This is a genomic window from Streptomyces sp. NPDC053474 (genome assembly GCF_044544845.1).
GTDB lineage: Bacteria > Actinomycetota > Actinomycetes > Streptomycetales > Streptomycetaceae > Streptomyces.
Map to the genome: position 1 here is coordinate 346,185 of NZ_JBITXV010000009.1, position 16,350 is coordinate 362,534.

19 protein-coding genes and 2 pseudogenes are annotated in these 16,350 nt (G+C 70.6%); 13 read left to right on the top strand and 8 right to left on the bottom strand.

Annotation, left to right across the window (positions count from 1 at the left end; translation table 11 throughout):
- Positions 1 to 68: 68 nt before the first annotated feature.
- Positions 69 to 269, top strand: a pseudogene (locus ACIG3E_RS23205) (MFS transporter); the annotation flags it as partial.
- Between the two features lie 57 nt (positions 270 to 326).
- Here the strand turns inward: ACIG3E_RS23205 and tgmC are convergent.
- The 3 genes from tgmC to ACIG3E_RS23220 are packed head-to-tail and all read right to left on the bottom strand — an operon-like array spanning position 327 to position 2,762.
- A complete protein-coding gene (gene tgmC / locus ACIG3E_RS23210; RefSeq protein WP_399619503.1) occupies positions 327 to 1,535 on the bottom strand; it encodes an ATP-grasp peptide maturase system methyltransferase in 1,209 nt (402 codons plus the stop codon).
- The gene (gene tgmB / locus ACIG3E_RS23215) at positions 1,532 to 2,518 is read right to left on the bottom strand and encodes an ATP-grasp ribosomal peptide maturase (protein ID WP_399619506.1); all 987 of its coding nucleotides are present in this window, start codon (positions 2,516 to 2,518) and stop codon (positions 1,532 to 1,534) included. The genes tgmC and tgmB overlap by 4 nt, the downstream gene beginning before the upstream one ends.
- A 4-nt stretch (positions 2,519 to 2,522) precedes the next feature.
- A complete protein-coding gene (locus ACIG3E_RS23220) occupies positions 2,523 to 2,762 on the bottom strand; it encodes a putative ATP-grasp-modified RiPP (protein ID WP_399619863.1) in 240 nt (79 codons plus the stop codon).
- 267 nt (positions 2,763 to 3,029) lie between these two features.
- Here ACIG3E_RS23220 and ACIG3E_RS23225 point away from each other — a divergent pair, with 267 nt between their 5' ends.
- On the top strand, positions 3,030 to 3,320 hold the full coding sequence (locus tag ACIG3E_RS23225) for a DUF6087 family protein (RefSeq protein WP_399619509.1): 291 nt from the start codon (positions 3,030 to 3,032) through the stop codon (positions 3,318 to 3,320).
- Between the two features lie 776 nt (positions 3,321 to 4,096).
- On the opposite strand, the gene ACIG3E_RS23230 is transcribed toward ACIG3E_RS23225, so the two are convergent.
- Positions 4,097 to 4,393, bottom strand: a complete 297-nt coding sequence (locus ACIG3E_RS23230; protein ID WP_399619511.1) for a winged helix-turn-helix transcriptional regulator — start codon at positions 4,391 to 4,393, stop codon at positions 4,097 to 4,099.
- A gap of 283 nt (positions 4,394 to 4,676) precedes the next feature.
- On the opposite strand from ACIG3E_RS23230, the pseudogene ACIG3E_RS23235 reads away from it, so the two are divergent.
- Both ACIG3E_RS23235 and nadC read left to right on the top strand, forming a co-directional pair.
- A pseudogene (locus ACIG3E_RS23235) lies at positions 4,677 to 4,883 on the top strand (carboxymuconolactone decarboxylase family protein); the annotation flags it as partial.
- Positions 4,884 to 5,093: 210 nt separating this feature from the next.
- Positions 5,094 to 6,047: a carboxylating nicotinate-nucleotide diphosphorylase gene (nadC, locus tag ACIG3E_RS23240; protein ID WP_399619866.1), complete on the top strand. Its 954-nt coding sequence runs from the start codon at positions 5,094 to 5,096 to the stop codon at positions 6,045 to 6,047.
- Here nadC and ACIG3E_RS23245 read toward each other — a convergent pair.
- Complete coding sequence (locus ACIG3E_RS23245; protein ID WP_399619513.1) at positions 5,971 to 6,813, bottom strand: DUF4158 domain-containing protein; 843 nt, start codon at positions 6,811 to 6,813, stop codon at positions 5,971 to 5,973. The genes nadC and ACIG3E_RS23245 overlap by 77 nt on opposite strands.
- Positions 6,814 to 6,986: 173 nt before the next feature.
- Between ACIG3E_RS23245 and ACIG3E_RS23250 the strand changes: the two genes are divergently transcribed.
- The 3 genes from ACIG3E_RS23250 (at position 6,987) to ACIG3E_RS23260 (ending at position 9,846) form a co-directional block, all read left to right on the top strand.
- Positions 6,987 to 7,757 (top strand): helix-turn-helix domain-containing protein, encoded by a 771-nt coding sequence (locus ACIG3E_RS23250; RefSeq protein WP_399619516.1) that lies wholly within the window; start codon positions 6,987 to 6,989, stop codon positions 7,755 to 7,757.
- Positions 7,758 to 7,775: 18 nt separating this feature from the next.
- On the top strand, positions 7,776 to 8,960 hold the full coding sequence (locus ACIG3E_RS23255; RefSeq protein ID WP_399619518.1) for a M20 family metallopeptidase: 1,185 nt from the start codon (positions 7,776 to 7,778) through the stop codon (positions 8,958 to 8,960).
- Positions 8,961 to 9,615: 655 nt separating this feature from the next.
- Positions 9,616 to 9,846 (top strand): hypothetical protein, encoded by a 231-nt coding sequence (locus ACIG3E_RS23260; protein WP_399619520.1) that lies wholly within the window; start codon positions 9,616 to 9,618, stop codon positions 9,844 to 9,846.
- 77 nt (positions 9,847 to 9,923) lie between these two features.
- Here ACIG3E_RS23260 and ACIG3E_RS23265 read toward each other — a convergent pair whose 3' ends face one another.
- Together ACIG3E_RS23265 and ACIG3E_RS23270 are read right to left on the bottom strand one after the other, a co-directional pair.
- On the bottom strand, positions 9,924 to 10,133 hold the full coding sequence (locus ACIG3E_RS23265) for a DUF397 domain-containing protein (protein WP_399619522.1): 210 nt from the start codon (positions 10,131 to 10,133) through the stop codon (positions 9,924 to 9,926).
- A complete protein-coding gene (locus tag ACIG3E_RS23270) occupies positions 10,133 to 11,032 on the bottom strand; it encodes a helix-turn-helix domain-containing protein (protein WP_399619524.1) in 900 nt (299 codons plus the stop codon). Before ACIG3E_RS23270 ends, ACIG3E_RS23265 begins: the two co-directional genes overlap by 1 nt.
- A gap of 289 nt (positions 11,033 to 11,321) precedes the next feature.
- Here ACIG3E_RS23270 and ACIG3E_RS23275 point away from each other — a divergent pair, with 289 nt between their 5' ends.
- From ACIG3E_RS23275 to ACIG3E_RS23295, 5 genes are all read left to right on the top strand, one after another.
- Positions 11,322 to 11,741, top strand: a complete 420-nt coding sequence (locus ACIG3E_RS23275) for an ATP-binding protein (RefSeq protein WP_399619527.1) — start codon at positions 11,322 to 11,324, stop codon at positions 11,739 to 11,741.
- Positions 11,742 to 11,920: 179 nt separating this feature from the next.
- Complete coding sequence (locus ACIG3E_RS23280) at positions 11,921 to 12,211, top strand: hypothetical protein (protein WP_399619530.1); 291 nt, start codon at positions 11,921 to 11,923, stop codon at positions 12,209 to 12,211.
- Positions 12,208 to 12,621 (top strand): hypothetical protein, encoded by a 414-nt coding sequence (locus ACIG3E_RS23285; protein ID WP_399619533.1) that lies wholly within the window; start codon positions 12,208 to 12,210, stop codon positions 12,619 to 12,621. Before ACIG3E_RS23280 ends, ACIG3E_RS23285 begins: the two co-directional genes overlap by 4 nt.
- Positions 12,622 to 12,664: 43 nt before the next feature.
- Complete coding sequence (locus tag ACIG3E_RS23290) at positions 12,665 to 13,276, top strand: hypothetical protein (protein ID WP_399619536.1); 612 nt, start codon at positions 12,665 to 12,667, stop codon at positions 13,274 to 13,276.
- 157 nt (positions 13,277 to 13,433) lie between these two features.
- Positions 13,434 to 14,312 (top strand): endonuclease/exonuclease/phosphatase family protein, encoded by an 879-nt coding sequence (locus ACIG3E_RS23295; RefSeq protein ID WP_399619539.1) that lies wholly within the window; start codon positions 13,434 to 13,436, stop codon positions 14,310 to 14,312.
- Positions 14,313 to 14,675: 363 nt separating this feature from the next.
- Here the strand turns inward: ACIG3E_RS23295 and ACIG3E_RS23300 are convergent, their stop codons facing one another.
- A complete protein-coding gene (locus ACIG3E_RS23300) occupies positions 14,676 to 16,061 on the bottom strand; it encodes a hypothetical protein (RefSeq protein WP_399619541.1) in 1,386 nt (461 codons plus the stop codon).
- 141 nt (positions 16,062 to 16,202) lie between these two features.
- Between ACIG3E_RS23300 and ACIG3E_RS23305 the strand changes: the two genes are divergently transcribed.
- Positions 16,203 to 16,331: a hypothetical protein gene (locus ACIG3E_RS23305; RefSeq protein WP_399619543.1), complete on the top strand. Its 129-nt coding sequence runs from the start codon at positions 16,203 to 16,205 to the stop codon at positions 16,329 to 16,331.
- Positions 16,332 to 16,350 lie beyond the last annotated feature (19 nt).

Here is a 16,350-nt window from a genome sequence, read left to right on the forward strand (position 1 = left end):
AACACGAAAGAGTGATGATTTCCGGGAGTGGAAGCGGCGCACTCCAACCTCGGAGACGCGCGCCGCTTTCACCACTTGGCGGAGTACTTGCCGACCAGGTCAGCTATCGCTTCGCCTTGTGGATCGGTCTGTCCGGAGCATTCGTCCAGGCACTCGTGCTGACGTTTTCTCCCACCCGGAGGGCCCGTGTTGCCGACGAACTCGGTCCCTCGACAGCTGACCTGACACGGCACGGTGCAGAAGCCGCTGCCGGGGAGAGCAAGGACTGATCAGCATGTGGCGGCATTTTGGGCCTGGGCGGGTAGGGCTGGGGTGCGTGAGCTGGTTCAGGGCTGGGGCAGGGGCAGAGGGGGCAGGTGTGGGTGCTGCAGGTGCTGCCCGCCCTCGTGGACGCGGAGGGTGAAGGTTTCGGGCCCGGGCCGCCCGGCCGCCTGGTAGGTGTCGAGGAGGTGCTCGATGCGTTCCCACAGCCTGACGGGGCCGCTCTCGCGCACGGTCCATCCGCCGTCGTCGTTCTCGTGGGGGGTGAGGGTGGCGGCGGAGCCGGTGACGACGTCGACCAGGTGGAGCGTCTTGCCCACGTAGGTCATCTGTGTGTTGGGGATGGTGCTTTGGGCGAGGAAGCGCAGGTGGAAGGCTTCCTCGGTGGCGGCGCTCAGCCATTGCGGGCCGTGCCGGGCCCGGCGGGCCGTCTCGGGCAGCTCGGCGGCCCAGTGGGCGGGGTTGCCGAAGGCGGGGGCGGCGTGGGTGCGTGCGGACATGAAGGAGATGGTGCCGCCCAGCAGCGGTCCTTGGGCGGTGCCGTCCGCGGCGACGGTCAGCAGGACGCGGGCGTAGCCGTAGAGCCAGCCGGACAGGGTGAGCAGGATTTTCCCGCCGGGCCGGGTCTGTGCGGTCAGGGCTGGGGGGACGGCGCGGAAGGAGCAGGCGGCGACGATCCGGTCGAAGGGTGCCTCGGGCCAGTACCCGTACAGTCTGTCGGCCACTGCCAGGGTCGGGGCGTATCCGCAGCCGGACAGCGCGCCCGCGGCCGTCTGGAGCCGCCGGTCGTCGATCTCGATCGAGGTGAGGCCGCCGGAGCCGAGGCGCTGGCAGGCCAGTGCGGTGGAGTAGCCGGTCCCGGTGCCGATCTCCAGCACTGTGTGTCCCTCGCGTACGTCGGCGTCGGCCCACATCCGCAGCACGAGCGAGGGCAGCGTCGACGACGAGGTCGGGGATCCGCCGTGCCGCACGGCCGGGTTCGTCCAGTCGACGTCGTCGCCGTCGAACTGGGTGATGAGGGTGGTGTTGGAGTAGGTGGCGGCCAGCCACCGGTCGTGGTCGGACTCGGCGGTGACGGGCTCCCACACTGTCAGCCCCTGGCCGTCGGGTTTGTCGCGGGGCAGGAAGAAGCCGGGCACGAAGCGGTGCCGGGGCACTGTGGCCACCGCCTGGCGCCATCCGGGATCGGCCAGGACGCCGTCCTCGGCAAGGGCCGTGGCCATCGTCTCGCGCAGCCGGGCAGCTTCGGTGTCACTGTCGGCGGGCGTCGTCATGACTGGCTGCCTCCTTGCCCTGGGCCTTGCAGGATGTCGGCGAACGCCTCGGTGATGGCGGGTGCATCTGGTACGAAGCCCCACTGCCCGTTCGGATTGGCCTCGATGAACACCCAGGACGCCGGATCGTCAGCGTCCCCGGTCAGGGCGAGGTCGAAGCAGGCGAAGACCAGATGGAAGTGCGCCAGGTACCGGTGCAGCCGGGTCTTCACGGGCATGGGCACGGTGACGGGAGTGTAGGTGAGCTCGCGCCAGTCGCCGCGGCGCCAGTCCACAGTACCGTCGGGCGTCTGAATGCGGTGGGCGAACACCTGATGGCCGACCACGGTCCCCCGCACGTCACTGCACTTGTCGATCTCCGCCTGGAACAGGTGGGCGGTCACCGCGAGCGTCTCATCGAACGTCGCGGGGTCCACCCGCTGGGCCCAGATCGCTCCGGTGTGCCCGTCCTCGCCCGGGGGCAGGCCGCGGAACGTCTTGCAGATCACGCGCGGGTGCTCGGCGGCGAACGCGCGGGCCGCGGCGACGTCGTTGGTGACCAGCGTCGCCGGGATGCCCAGGCCGAGCCGGGAGGCGAGCTGGAGCTGAGCGGGCTTGAAGTCGGCCCGCATCACAGCAGCCGGGTGGTTGACGTAGGCGGCACCGTTCAGGCAGTTGAGGACGCCGCCGAGCCCGTGCCGGGCCTCGGCCGCGGCGAAGGCCCGCTGCCGCGGCGGCAACTGCCGGAACCGGTCGGCATAGGGCGTGGGGCGCCGGTAGTACACCGCCCCCACCCGCTCCAGGTCCAGCTCCCTGCTCGGGGTGCGCAGCCGGCCCTGCCAGCCAGAGCCCTGCGCCCCGAGGCGGAAGCCGAAGGACAGCTCGGGTCCGATGTCGGCGGGGTCGGCACGGACCACGGGCACGCCGCGCTCGTTCAGCGCTGCGATGACCCAGTCCGCGGTGACGTCTTCCAGCGCGGTGAGCACCAAAACGGTGGCGGCCACCGGGCTAGTCCGGCTCGTAGTCGGTCGTCACATCGTCTTGGACCTGCGGCTTCGGCTCCTCTCCGTCTCCGCCGCCCCCGCCGGACATCGAGGCGGTCCCGACCGTCTTGTTCGTCCCGTGCTTGCCCATCTCGACCGCCCGCCCGGCGCCATCGGTGTAGCGGGCGGTCTGCGTCACCTCATCCAGCACCACCTGCGCGTACGAGGGCGGGCCGACGGGCAGCCGGTCGGTCACCAGACGCATCACCCACGGCCCCTGGGAGGTTGGTTCCGCCATGTGCTCACCCTTCTCCGCACACCACTTCAGCGGAAGCCGGTCAGCTCCCGCGAGGGAAAGGATCAGCCCGCACCGCAGGCCCTGACCAGTACAGGCAAAGCCACGAATCGCGGCTGGAATACCACGCTGCGTGAGGCGGCGGGGAGCGGGGGGCGGTGCTGACGGCCAGCGGCCCCGGCCAACGCGGGCGGAGTTCGCCGCCTGTCCGCCCGGCCCCTCTGAGACCATCGCCGTATGGGCAAGCACCGCCGACCCGGGCCCCCGAACCAGCCCTTCCGCGCCGTACCGCGCGTGGACGCCGCCGACCCGCTGGCCGCCTACCGCAAGCGGCGCCGACCGCCCATGGACATCTACCGGCGCCACCGGCCCGCCCGCGGCGGCGCCGCACACCTGCGGCCCGACCAACCGCGCGTCCTGGAGGAGTGGAACGACTTCACCTACGTCGTGGTCGGCGCCGCCCCGGACCTCGCCACGGCCCAGGACTGGGCGAGCGCACGGGCGCCCGAAGACGACTCCGCCGCATAACAGCCTTCAGGTCCTCGAGCTCACGGCCGAGCGGCCGCGGTACCGGACATCGGCGGCTTTCCGCGTGATCCGCCTCAGCTCAGGCGGCCACTCGACGCCCAGCGGCGGTTCCTGCTCATGGTGCCGCGGGTGGGCTCAGGGCGTGGGATGGTCACGGCCCCTGCGCAGAGGGCCCGGCGAACTGTGCGCGGGTGACCTGAGCGATCAGCTCCTTCGCCTACGAGACGAGCTGTCCTTCGCGGAGAATGCGCTGTGGTGGGTGCCCAGGCAGAGGTGGTCGCCGTGCAGCACTTCGAGTACGTCGGCGCCGTGCCCCTGGGTGGTGGGCTCGTAGCAGGCTCAGGCCGGGTAGCGCCTGGAGCTTCGGAAGGGGCGAGCGCGGTCTGGAGGTGAGGAGGCGTCGACGGCGCGTGGCATCGTCGGCGTTGCGGTGTCTCCACCTGTAGAGGGGGTATCGCCCGAGATGCGGGGCATAGGGGCAATGAGTTGCCAGCGGCCTGCGGCGAGGCGCTTGGAGCAGGAGATCAAGTCCAGGGTGCCGGAGCGGCCTCTCGTGGGGATGGTGGCCCGGAGCGCGTCCAGGGGGGTTTGGTGGCAGCCCTTCGGCCTGGCGTCCGGCAGCGAGCCGAAGCTGGATGATCCCTTCGGCCGCTACGTCATCGCGACCTTCGTTAAGGGCGCCGCCATGGGCCCGGGGGTTTTCGCAGGCCGCGTGAGCCCGTGTCGGCCGGGTCGGTGGCCGTCGGATCGCCGCGCCGCCTGGTCGGGTGTGACCTTCACGTCTGCGTGGGCTCCTGATCGTTGAGTTCTTGCTCCTGCGCCCAGGTGATCGCCCATTCGTCGAGCGGACGCAGGGCGTGCCCGAGTGCTGTCCCCAGCTGAGTGAGCTCGTAGCCATCGGCCGAGGAGGAGATGATCCCGCTCGATGCGAGTTCACGGAGCCGCTGGTAGAGGACGCTGGACGACAGTCCTTCGCACCGGGCAAGGAGCGCGCGGGCGCCGAGCGGGCCTCCACGCAGTTCCCAGAGAATGCGCAGCGCCCACCGGCGGCCGAACAGGTCCATCGCGGCCATGAGGGGACGGCCGGTCGTCGATCCACGAACCGGTGTTCCTGGGTGCGGTGTCGGCATGTCCCTCCCAGTCCTTGCGTTTCGTTATTCGAAACACTAGCATCCACTCGGCGGCGTTTCTTTTTTCGAAACGAACTCGACGGGAGAGCCGATGTCACGGATAGCCCTGCTGGACCCGCCGTACACCGACCAGGCCCGCGCGCTGCTCGCGCGCATGATGCCCGGGCAGGCCCCGCCGATCGGGCTGTTCCGGATGTTCGCCAGAAACCTCCCCATGGCCGACGCCATGCACGAATGGGGCCGTTACGAGTTGGGCAGACAACTGACCCTGACCAGGCGGGAACGCGAGATCGTCATCGACCGGACGTGCGCGCTGTGCGGCTGCGAGTACGAGTGGGGCGTGCACATGACGACGTTCGCCGAGCGGATCCAACTCACCCGCGAGCAGGCGGCATCCCTGGTGCACGGCGGCCCCGCTGACGCGTGCTGGACATCCGAGAGGGAACGGCTGCTCATCCTCGCTGTCGACGCGCTGCACGAACGTTCCGACATCGATGACGCGCTGTGGACACGGCTCGCGTCGCTCTTCGACGAGCTCCAGCTGCTCGACCTGCTCCTGCTGTGCGGGTGGTACCACGCCATCAGCTTCGCCGCGCGCGCCGCGCGCCTGCCGCACGAGCCCGGCGCGCCACGCTTCGCCGACCTGGCACTGCACGACGGCGACGACGACGGGCTCGACCCGCTGGAGCGCGGCCTGGACCCGGAGCTGGCCGAGCTGCTGGCCGCTGCCGGGCTGGATCCCGTGGTGGTCGAGGACGTCGCGCACCGGGCCATCGAGGAGGACCTCGACCAGGGCGCCGACGTGACCACGGTGGCCACCGTGCCCCAGGGCGCCCGCGCGACGGGCGACTTCACCGCCCGCGAGGCCGGTGTGGTGGCCGGGCTACTCGTGGCCGAGGCGGTCCTGTCGGTGGTGTGCGGCGACGACTTCGCGGTCGAGCGGCACGTGGCCGACGGCGAGCCGGTGGCCGCCGGCCAGCGGCTGCTCACGGTCACCGCCCGCACCCGCAACCTGCTGACCGCCGAGCGCAGCGCGTTGAACCTGCTGTGCCGGCTGTCCGGCATCGCCACCGCGACCCATAGGTGGGTGCTGGCGATCGAGGGCACCAGGGCACAGGTGCGCGACACCCGCAAGACCACGCCGGGCCTGCGGTCGCTGGAGAGGTACGCGGTGCGCTGCGGAGGCGGCGCCACCTACCGGATGTCGCTCTCGGACGCCGCCCTGGTCAAGGACAACCACGTGATCGCGGCCGGTGGCGTCACCCGGGCGTTCACGCGGGTCCGCGCACAGTTCCCGGACGTGCCGGTCGAGGTCGAGGCCGACACCCTGCACCAGGTACGGGAGGCGCTGGCCGCGGGTGCGGACCTGATCCTGCTGGACAACTTCACGCCCGACGAGACCGCCGAGGCGGTCGCCGTCGTCGCCGGCCGGGCCCTCCTGGAATCCTCCGGGCAGCTCACCCTGGCCACCGCCCGCGCATACGCCGAGACCGGCGTGAACTTCCTGTCCGTCGGGGCCCTCACACACTCCGCCCCGATCCTGGACATCGGCCTCGACCTGCGCGCGCAAACGCCGGCAGCGCAGAGGGAAGCGTAATGGCGGCGCCAGTCCAGCCCCAGGGAGCCGTCGATGCGCACCGCCCACAGCCGCTCGCCGACGGCCGTGACCCGCAGATCGGCGACCTTGTCCACGAGGCACTGGAAGAGGTGAGCCGCCGCAACCGCGTCCCCGATCTCGCCGGGCGTGACTTCGGCGACCCAGATCGAACGGGCCAGCCCGTCCGACGTCGCGTAACTGGTGTTCCACAGCGGCTTGTAAACCACCGGCCCGTGCTCGCCAGCCATACGCCTGGCAGACGCGGCATCGCTGGTGATCGTCGTGCGCGGCACGCGCAGCCCGCACCGCGCGGCCACGGCAAGCTGCGCGGGCTTGTGCTCCGCGTCGCGAATCCGCCACGGGTGATTGACATAGCGAGCCTTGGGCAACGCGGCCAGCACCCCACCCAGGCCGTAGCGGGCCTGGTCGACACACCACCGCGCATCATCACCGGCCACCTGACCGGGCGCGGTGTACGGACCGGGGCGACGCCACGGTGGGCCTTGGCGGTGCGGTCGGTGAAGTCGTAGAAGCCGAGGTGACCGGCTGGGACTTTCGCCTGCCGGGCCAGGTGGTCGACCGCGTCGTCTGCCAGCTCGAACCGGCCGCGGGGGCAACGGCCCTTGAACAGCAGGAACTTGAGCATCGCGGTGAAGCCCAGGCGACGTGCCCCGGTCTTGTTCCGCAACAGGGCCAGCTCGCCCGTGTCCAGGGTGAAGTGCTCGACGACTTGGTCCAGCCCCAGACCCCGACCCACCACGGACACCCCCTGTGCTCATCCGCCCGTTCCCGCCGGGCCATGGCATGTATTCACTCCTTCAGCCCCACGAGTCGGCCCAGCAGCGGAAACAGCAGCCCGGATACCTGCGGCGCTGAACCCCCGCCTGCCGGGGAAGACTTCGGGCACACGCCGGTGCAGGGGAGGGCGGGGTGTCCGCGATGGCGGCAGGCAGTGGGGATTCGGCGCTCAAACGGGCCCGGCTGGCGCGGAACATGACGCTGGAGGAGGCCGCCGACGCCTTGAACGCGATCACGGGCCTGGCCGCGGACGCGAGTCTGCTCAGCGCGTTCGAGTCCGGGCGGCGCCGTACGGGCAAGCGGAACCGGGCGGGTCTGTGCGAGCTGTACCGGGAGCGGTCCGAGGTGCTGTTCGCCCATCAGGACGGGGCGGCCACCAGCACGCTGGAGACCTCCGGCACGGCGGTGGTGGTCCAGGTCCTCACCCGCTGGACCGATCTGATCGAGGCGATGGTCTCCGTCGTCGCCGACGCGCGTGAACAGCTGGTGGTCACCGGCAGCCGGAGCCGGGAGAAGGCATACCTGGCAGCGATCGAGACGGCCGTGGCCCAGCACCCCGACCTCGTCCACTACCGGGTGCTCTACGGGCCGCCGCGGCACCGGGCACTCGCCGACCACCTAGTGCGGCTCTTGGAACTGCGCGACCCGTCCGCCCGGCGCCACGGGGTCAAGACGATGCACGTCGGGATCGTGGAGCCCGAACAGGCGCTGGAGCGGTTCTTCGTCGCCTCCGAGACGGCCGCGGTGGTGCCGCTGCCCTCCTTCCACGGCGCGGACGGCTTCGACTGCGGCGTGCTGCTCGGCCGCGAGGCGGCGGTGGGGCTGGTCCACCATGGACGGGAGGCGTGTGCCTCGGCACGGCCCGTGGAGACGGTCGCGGCCGTGCGCGCGCTGCCGGTACGGCACAACTGACACGGGGTGGGGAGCGACGTGAGCGAGAAGTCCCAGCAGGCCCGTACGGCGTCCGTGGTGGAGCTCGCCCGGGAGCTGATCCGCCGCCCGAGCCGGGCCGGCATCGACGACTACGAGCCCGTCCTGGGCGTGCTGGAAGGCTGGCTTGCCGCCCACGGCCTGCCGCACCGGCGCCTCGATGGCGCGGCAGGCGAGCCGGTGGGGCTGCTGGTGGAGATCCCCGGGGGCAAGCTAGGCAAGTGGTGGGCCCTGGACGCGTGCGTGGACACAGCCGCCTTCGGCGACGAGACCGCCTGGTCGTTCCCGCCGACCAGCGGGGACGTCGTGGACGGATGGCTGCGGGGACGGGGGGCCGCGGACTCCAAGCTCGCCGCCGCGATGTTCTGCCACCTCGCCGCCGACCTCATGCCCCACGCCGAGGTGCTGCACGGCGGGATTGCCGTGCTCCTGGACGTGGATGAGCACACCGGCACCTTCGGCGGCGCCCGCGCCTACCTCGCCGATGAGACCGCACCCCGCCCGGCGGGGGTGATGATCGGCTACCCGGGTCTGGAGGAGGTCGTGGTCGGCGGCCGCGGCCTGTGGCGGGCCACCCTCGCCGTACACGCGCCCTCCGGGCACTCCGGATCGGCCCGCAGCACGGTCAACGCCATCTCCCGCGCCGCCCACCTGGTCCGCCTCCTGGACGCGGCCGAACTCCCCGGTGCGGACGGCGCCTCGGGCTTCCCACTGCCGCCGAAGCTGTCGGTCACCGCCTTCCACGGCGGTCAGGGCTTCTCCGTCAGTCCGGGCCGATGCGAGCTGAACGTCGACGTGCGCACCACCCCCGCCTTCGACGCGCACGACGCCGAGACCTTGATCCGCAAGGCCGTCGCCGAACTGGACGCCGAGCTGCCCGCCCCGACGCCGAGTGAGATCACGCCGGTCGCGAGCTGGCCGCCGTTTCGCCTGGAGGAGGATGAGCAGCCCGCCGCCGCCCTGCTGAACGCCGCCGCCGAAGCCGGGCTCGCGGCGACAGCGAAGACCGCGGGGCCCTCCAACATCGGCAACCTGCTCGCCGGGGAAGGCATCCCGGCCACCGCCGGTTTCGGGGTGCCGTACGAGGGGCTGCACGGCATCGACGAGCGCGCCCACCTCGCCGAGCTCCCCACGGTCTACGCGATCTACCAGCGAGCCGTCCTCAACCTGCTCCAGACGGGCTGACGTCCCAGACGCGTCCCAGATTCCTCCCAGATCCACTCCCAGTAAGTCCCCAACTCCGTCTCTGGGAACCGGACGTGACGCGCGGTGACATGGAAGCAGCACCACCGCCCCATCCGCCGACGACAAGGGAGGCCCAGCCATGGCCGAGCAGACCACCAACGCCGCGAAGACCGCCCCCGCAGACACGCACGCCGCCCTCGCGGCGCCGCCCGCCGGCAGCTTCGCCCCGCAGATCGTGCACCGGGTCGTTGCTGCGGAACGTGGACACGACGGGCATCGCGGTCAGCACCCACCCGGTCACCGCGCTCACCCTGGGCAGCCAGAAGGAGAACGACGCCGACAAGGAGTGGTACTTCGAGTGACCCGCCCCGTACGGCGGTCTTCACTGCGGGGCCCGGCATGCCGGGCCTCGCGCCCATGACACGGCACCAGGGAGGCGGGATGACAACGCAGTGGATGACCTGTTCGAGAAGCACGCCGAGGCGGGGAGCACCCATCGAGGGCCTGGACGGCGTGCGGCACGACGGGGACGGAAGAGTGTGGCAGGCGGCCGACGCGCGTGCCCGCCTGGCCGTGCTGGGGGACTGCGGAGCCGCTAACCCACGTTGTCTACCGCAACGGCGCCCGCGTCGCGGTCCGGGTCTGGGCGGAGGCTGTGACGCTGACGAAGTCCGCCGTCGCCTACAACGCCGGAACCCTCAACCGGGCCCGCCAGGCCGGCGTGCGCCAGGTCGAGGTCTTCGACGGCGGCGACTGCGGCTGGACCTCACACCAGGACCCCGATAAGGCGACCGGCACCCTGCGCAGCGTCGAGGAAGCTGCTGAGCGGCCGATCAGCCATCCGCGATGCCACCGCTCCTTCGGCCCTCGGCCAGATGTTGCGTAGCTGTCGCCAACTGTCCCAGCTGACACGCGAGCGCCCCTTCGCCGTGCAGCGGCGAAGGGGTACTCATGCGCAGTGGGTCAGCCGAGACGATTGTGCTTGAGCGCGTTGACGAACGTGGTCCAAGGGGTGCTGGTGGCGACGAAAGCGGGCCCGCAGGGGTTCTTGGAGTCGCGGACGGCCATGGAGCCGTCACACGTCCTGCCCGCTTCGACGCACTCGCCGCCCTGATCGTTGCTGTAGCTCGATGTGAACCAGTCGACGCACAGGTCATCGGCTCGGAAATGCATCAGAACTCCTTGCTTGCGGTGTGAATCATGCTCAGGGACTCCTCATAGCCCGGAGCAAGTGCTTGGAGATCGCTGAACGCTGCGTCGTACCGCTTCACGTCGTCCTCGCGACGCGAGACACCAGCGCCGACAAGGTTCTCCAGGTAGACGATCGGCTTGATCCCGAGTCGCGGACCGAACTTCAAGACGGTGAAGGGTCCGTTCATACCTGGGTGGGCGCCGAGTTCGAACGGCACGACCTGGATCTTGACGTGCGGACTGGAGGCGGCGAGGTCCGCCATGTGCCGAAGCTGCTCTCTCATCAGTTTCGTGCTGCCGATCTTCCGCCGCAGCACGGCCTCGTTGATGATCGCGGTGAACTCCAGCGGGTTGGCCGTGCGGCGCAGGGCTTCCTGGCGCGTCATGCGTACTTCGACGCTGCGCTCGACCAGTTCGGACGGGTGTCCGCGACGCTCGTGGATGGAGCGCACGTACGCCTCGGTCTGCAGGAGGCCGGGCACGTACTCGCTGGCGTAGTTCTCCACCCTCTCCGCCGTGGCTTCGAGCCCCAGGTACGCACGGAAGCCGGGGGAGATCACATCGCGGATGTCGGGTGACTGCCACCAGTCCTTCTTGGTCTTGGTGACGGTTGCGTAGCCCGTGAGGACGTTCTGCATATCGGGCGTCGCGCGGTAGATCTGGCAGAGCGCGATCACGTCCGCGGGTTCGACGACTCCGTTGTCGGCGGTCTCCAGCCGCGTCAGCTTCGAGCCGGACCAGGAGAGTATGCGGCACACTTCAGCGGCCTTCATGTCTGCAGCGGTGCGCAGTTGGCGCAGCTCGCTACCCAGTTGAAGCCGACACAGTGCTGGTGTCGCCGCCTCGAACGTCGGTGTGGCCGACTCCGATGCTTCGCTCATCCCGGTGCCCCTCCCATGCATCGATGACAGTGTGACGGCGAACGTTCGCCCTCCGCAACGCATCTTGCGCCATGACGCGCAACGTTCGCAGGCTTTCGTCAACTCACTTGCGTAGAACGCGAGTTCGTCAAACAAGTCATCTCGCAGAATTCTGTGAGACTGCTTTCATCGTAGCCGTTCTGCTGGCATGCTGACTCGGGCCCGAACGTATCCGTTCCGGGCGGCAACCCTCTGTGATCTTGGTTGGCGTCGTCGTGCGCCGTCGACCCGCTCGTGTGCTGGAGGAGCCATGGCCATCACGGCAAGGGCAGGAACGCACTATCGGCAGCAACTCACGGCCGACCCAGAGCAGATCGGGCGCGCGCGCCGCATCGTCGCGGCGCTGCTTCGCTACTGGGGCTGGAGCGAGGTCATAGATCCGGCGCTGGTGTGCATGACGGAACTGCTAGCGAACGTCCACCGGCATACGTGCTCGCGCGAGTGTGACCTCCGGCTGGAGTCGTCGCCACTGGCCGTACGGATCGTGGTCAGCGACGACTGCAAGGGTATGCCCGTGGTGCGCGAGGCGGACCCGCTCGCGGAGGACGGCCGGGGGATGCTCCTGATCGCCGCGACCGCCGACGGGTGGGGCGCGGTCCCGACGGCCACCGGCAAGAGCGTCTGGGCTGAACTGCGGCCGCGTCTCTCGCGCGAGGAGGCGGCCACGTGACTTCCGTACCCGAGGCCCATGTCCGACTCCGAACGGCCTTAGCGCAGCAGCCTGTTGAACCCGCTCGGCTGGTACCGGCCGAGCTCATCCACAGGGCTCGGGCGGCGCTGTGGACATCCCAGCTCACTGAGGACGTTCCCGAGGTCCTTGACCGGATCCTCGACCAGGATGCCGCTCCGTTGGCGCCGCAGGAGGCCGAGACCGCGGTGCGCCTGCTCCGGCAGTGCGCGTGGGGCCTGGTGAGCGATGCGCTCCAGCACGCGGCCCGGCACCCGGACGACGACCTGGTCCTACAGATCCACTTCGCCTCCAACCTCCACTTCGAGCCCGCCGCTGGCGGTCGCACTCCAGATACCGGATTCGTGCGCCGCCTGGCCGTGCTCGTGCTGCACCTCCTCGACCGCCGGGAAAGTCGCGGCGAGTCCCAATCGACCCTGGCCGAGTCCGTGCCCGGCGGGAGGCCGACATGACCCTGGCGCAGTCGCGCACCTACTGGTGCCACCTCGATGTCGTCCCGCCGAAGCGCCCCCGCCAGGGACCACCGCACGCGGTCAGCGATCCCCTGCTCTACGGGATCACCGCGCCCTATCCGGAAGCGGCGATGATCTGGATACGCGCCGGAGTCAGTGACGTCGCCGCTGGCCTGGTTGCCGCAGGGCAGGAGGAGGTTCTTGCCCGGCTGGAGAACCTCTCGCGCGCCGAGGCCGCCCAGAGCGCCCTGCTTCGGCGCCGCCCGCTGCACTTCGAGCTGCACACCACCACCGCGACCTGGACCTGGACCATCCACCCCGTCCTGCGGCTGTCGATCCTCGGGGGTGGCCCGCAGGCCGCACATCCAGCCGGGCTGCCGCCCATCGTCTTCTGGACCCAACGCCCCTGACCAAACCGGCACTTCAACCGTGCACCACTGCTCTGGAGAACGCGTGAACGCCACCACCATCACCTCGCTCACCGACCGCTTAGGCTCCCGCACGCTGCCCGAGGACCACCTGGCCGCAGCAACCGCCTCCCTCGACCTGCACCACGCCTGCGCTGCCGCGGGCCTGAACCTCTCGGTGCTGCCGGGCGTGGAGCACCCCGGACAGGTCGACCTCGGCTCGGTCGGCCCGGAGACCGCCGTCGCGCTGACCCGGATGATCCGCCGCACCATCAAGGACGCCCTGCGGGCCAGCGAGCGGCTGCGCGCGGCCATCTGCACCCACGAGCTCGACATGCCCGAGCCGTACGTGCACCGCGGCCAGATCGTGCTCGGGGAGATCCCGCTGACCACCGCCGACCGCCTGGTGGGCCTGCTCGGTGGCCCGCAGCCGGACCCGGACGTGGAGCTGTCCTACTGGCCTGAGGCCCAGCTCCTCATCAAGCGGCTCTGCCAGGCCTTCAAGCAGGCCACGCACGGCGGGTTCCTGGACCCGCAGTTCCACCCCGACTGCCTGCGCTGCCAGTCCGACGCCGCGCTCGCGTGTGGCTCGATCCCCGTGATGACCGCCCGGCGCCTGGCCCGCGCCCTGGAGCGGCAGCCGCGCACAGCGGCATGACCCCGCTACCGGCCCGCCCCGCGGCCACGCCGGCCTTACCGCCCCAGCACCCCGCCGCGCCCCGGCCCGTGCCCGCCACGGCCTTTGCAAGGTCCGGTATGCGCACGCGGGAGGCGTACTTGCGCCCCCGTCACCAGAGAAATCGAGAAGGGACCCCATGACCATCACCGTCGCGCAATGGAACCTGGAACACGATGGCGGCCCCGACGGCGCGCGGTGGGAACAGGCCCACGAGATCCTGCGGGCCCACCAGCCCGACATCGTCCTGCGCCAGGAGATGACCTACAGCCACCAGCGCGGTCAGCAGCGCCTGCACGCCACCGAGCACATCCTCCGCTTACGGGGCTTCCTGGCCCCGCCCACCCCCGAAAGCCCCAACGCGACCGCCCTGTTCGTCAACCCCAAGCTCTTCCAGGTCGACGCCGTCTACCCTCACCACACCCTGTGGTGGCACCCCATGAACAACGTGGTGGCCTACTTCCAGGACTGCCCGCGCCCGCTCTCCCTCGGGTCCTTCCACCTGTGCAGTCACGACGCCGACACCCGCCTGACCGAGGCTCGCCGTATGACCACCCTGGCCAGGCCCGGCATGGTCAGCCTGATCGCGGGTGACTGCAACAGCTACCCCAGCAACCCCGAACCCGGTATTCCTTTGCCTGACTGGGACAAGGTCACCGACCGCGCCCACATGGTCCACCGCACCTACCTCAGCAGCACTGGCGAGCGCCACAGCGACATCCGCCCGGACATCGTCCTGACCGACGCCTGCTTCGAGGACCTGGCCCGCTACGCCGCCGACCACCTCGGCCAGCTCCACGCCCTTGCCCCCACCGCGGGGCAGTGCAAGCCAAGCCAGGGCGGGCCGCAGCGCATCGACCGCGGCTACGCCTTCGGCGGACTCGCCGCCGCGCTCGAAGACGTCGAGATCATCGACACCAAGGAGACCCGCGAGGTTGGGGACCACTCCCTTGGGATCTTCCGGTTCAACCGCGGACGGGTGCGACGCCTCTTGCGTGAGGCGCCCCCCGCCGCTTGACCAGCCCTCCACGGGCCCTCACGGAAAGTCCCCGGCGGCCGGGTCGGACCGGCCGCTGGGGGACCCCCACGCCACCAGCCAGCAGGAGCTGACAGCGCAATGCGTCACTCCAACCGCCGCCTCGCCCGCCGATTGAGGGCCCGATTCGCCCCACGCGTGCCCGGCCGCCACACCGTCGTCCACAGCAACTCCTCATCCCGTGGCGAACCCGCCGACCAGCCCACCCACCAACGCGCCACCCAAGCCCCTGGTTCCTCCACCCTCGCCACCCGCAAACGCCCCGCCTAGAGCCACCCCCTGCCGGCGTACGGCTGCTCCGTGCCCGGCCGAGGGCCTGAGCAGTGCCTGTTGGGCTGTTCTTGGTTAGCGGTGGCTGGCGAGGAAGAGGCGGGCGCGTTCGTCGAGTTCGGCCGCGCACCGCACGCCGCGTGTGCGGTAGGGGCGCAGGTCTGCGCGCAGGGAGCGTACGGCTTTGAGGGTGCGGGCGGATTTCACTCCGGCCATGGTGTCGATCGCGCGGTCCCAGGTGGTGCAGGCCTGCTCGATGCTGCCCTGCTTGGCCTGCTGTTCGGCCTGTGCGACCAGGTCCAGGGCGATGATGCGCGCGTAGGTGGTGCCGGGGCGGCTGGCGGCGGCGGTGGCGTACTGGCGCGCGGCGTTGCGGCGATCGCCCAGGGTCTCGAAGACCTTCGCGGTCCGGGAGTGGACGGTGGCCGTGGGCGGGCCCCAGACCAGTGCCCAGAACGGGACCTCGTCCCCGGCCCTGTCTCCGGCGGCCAGTGCGGCATGGGCGCGGTCGACGTCTGTCAGCGCCCGTTGCCTCTGGCCGGCCTTGGCCAGGGCGTGGGCGTGGGTGATGGCGAACAGGGCCTCGACGCGGGCATCGACGCGGCCCTTGGCCTGGTTCCAGCCGGTCTCGGCGAGGGCGAGGCAGTGCTCGGGGCGGTGCAGTTTCATGCCCTGCTGCGACATGGTGCGCATCACGAAGCCATCCTGCCCCGGTGCGCCGGAGTTCCGGGCGAGCAGCAGGGACTGGAGGTAGTACCGCTGGGCGAGGCCCTGCTCGCCGGAGTCGTAGGCCTTCCACCCGGCCAGGTGCGCGCCCGCGGAGGCGACGGAGAGGGCTTCGGCGCGGAGGTCTTCGGTGGCGAAGCGGCCGCGGCACAGTCCGGCGATGTCGGTGACGAGGTACTGGGTGAAGGCGGTGCGCCCGTGCTGTCCGCCGTGCCGCTCGTCCATGTCCATGAACAGCTTGACCATGTCCCGCACGGCGTCCACATCGGCGCGCCCGGCCACGGCCCCGCCGAGGACGGCGCGCGTGCGGGCGGCGGCTTCCTGCACGCACTGAAGGGGCAGGGCGGCGGTGGCCAGGGAGTAGGCGGAGGCGGCGAGGAATCGGCGGCGGTTCACATCTGCCTCCCCAAGGGCGATCAGTGTCTCGATCGGATCGGCGTCCAGCGTCAGTCCGATGTTGTCATCCTCGCCGCCTTTTGGGGCGCCCAGTCCCAAGTCCTCGCGGGTGAGACGACGGCCCAGGCGGCGGGAGAGCGCCTCCGCCAGGTAGGTGGCCGTCTGCCCGTCGGGAATGGCTCCGTAGGCCGTCCAGTGGTGGACGGCCGACTTGTTTGTGCCCAGGCGGACGCCGACCTCCAGGGCGATCGCGCGCACGGCGCGCGCGAGCGTCTCGTACGACATGTCGGCCTCGTCGACCAGGGCTTTGAGCTGGTGGTTCGCAGTGCGCTGGGTCATGAGGTCCAGTCCCCTCGTATACCCGATATACGGCCCCGCGGTCCGCCCACGCTACCGCCCAACTCCCGCTGGCTGTGCACTAGTTGGCGATTCCGATGGCGCTCGCCACCGGAGCTGGCCGAAACGAGAAAGGGGTCTGCGATGAAGGACCACACGCGTCCGTGGGAGTCGGTGTTCGCCGGGCCGGAGACCACGTCCGTCCCCAGTGACACCGCACGCTTCGACGACAAGGCGGCCGACACCTCCGACCAGGGCCGGTTCGAGGACTAGCGCCTCCGCCGCACCGTCC

Excerpts from the sequence above, each read along its gene's own strand:
- tgmC (WP_399619503.1), bottom strand. The coding sequence starts at position 1,535 with ATGACGACGCCCGCCGACAGTGACACCGAAGCTGCCCGGCTGCGCGAG.
- ACIG3E_RS23220 (WP_399619863.1), bottom strand. The coding sequence starts at position 2,762 with ATGCGTCTGGTGACCGACCGGCTGCCCGTCGGCCCGCCCTCGTACGCG.
- ACIG3E_RS23225 (WP_399619509.1), top strand. The coding sequence starts at position 3,030 with ATGGGCAAGCACCGCCGACCCGGGCCCCCGAACCAGCCCTTCCGCGCC.
- ACIG3E_RS23230 (WP_399619511.1), bottom strand. The coding sequence starts at position 4,393 with ATGGCCGCGATGGACCTGTTCGGCCGCCGGTGGGCGCTGCGCATTCTC.
- ACIG3E_RS23250 (WP_399619516.1), top strand. The coding sequence starts at position 6,987 with ATGGCGGCAGGCAGTGGGGATTCGGCGCTCAAACGGGCCCGGCTGGCG.
- ACIG3E_RS23265 (WP_399619522.1), bottom strand. The coding sequence starts at position 10,133 with ATGCATTTCCGAGCCGATGACCTGTGCGTCGACTGGTTCACATCGAGC.
- ACIG3E_RS23270 (WP_399619524.1), bottom strand. The coding sequence starts at position 11,032 with ATGAGCGAAGCATCGGAGTCGGCCACACCGACGTTCGAGGCGGCGACA.
- ACIG3E_RS23275 (WP_399619527.1), top strand. The coding sequence starts at position 11,322 with ATGGCCATCACGGCAAGGGCAGGAACGCACTATCGGCAGCAACTCACG.
- ACIG3E_RS23285 (WP_399619533.1), top strand. The coding sequence starts at position 12,208 with ATGACCCTGGCGCAGTCGCGCACCTACTGGTGCCACCTCGATGTCGTC.
- ACIG3E_RS23295 (WP_399619539.1), top strand. The coding sequence starts at position 13,434 with ATGACCATCACCGTCGCGCAATGGAACCTGGAACACGATGGCGGCCCC.
- ACIG3E_RS23300 (WP_399619541.1), bottom strand. The coding sequence starts at position 16,061 with ATGACCCAGCGCACTGCGAACCACCAGCTCAAAGCCCTGGTCGACGAG.
- ACIG3E_RS23305 (WP_399619543.1), top strand. The coding sequence starts at position 16,203 with ATGAAGGACCACACGCGTCCGTGGGAGTCGGTGTTCGCCGGGCCGGAG.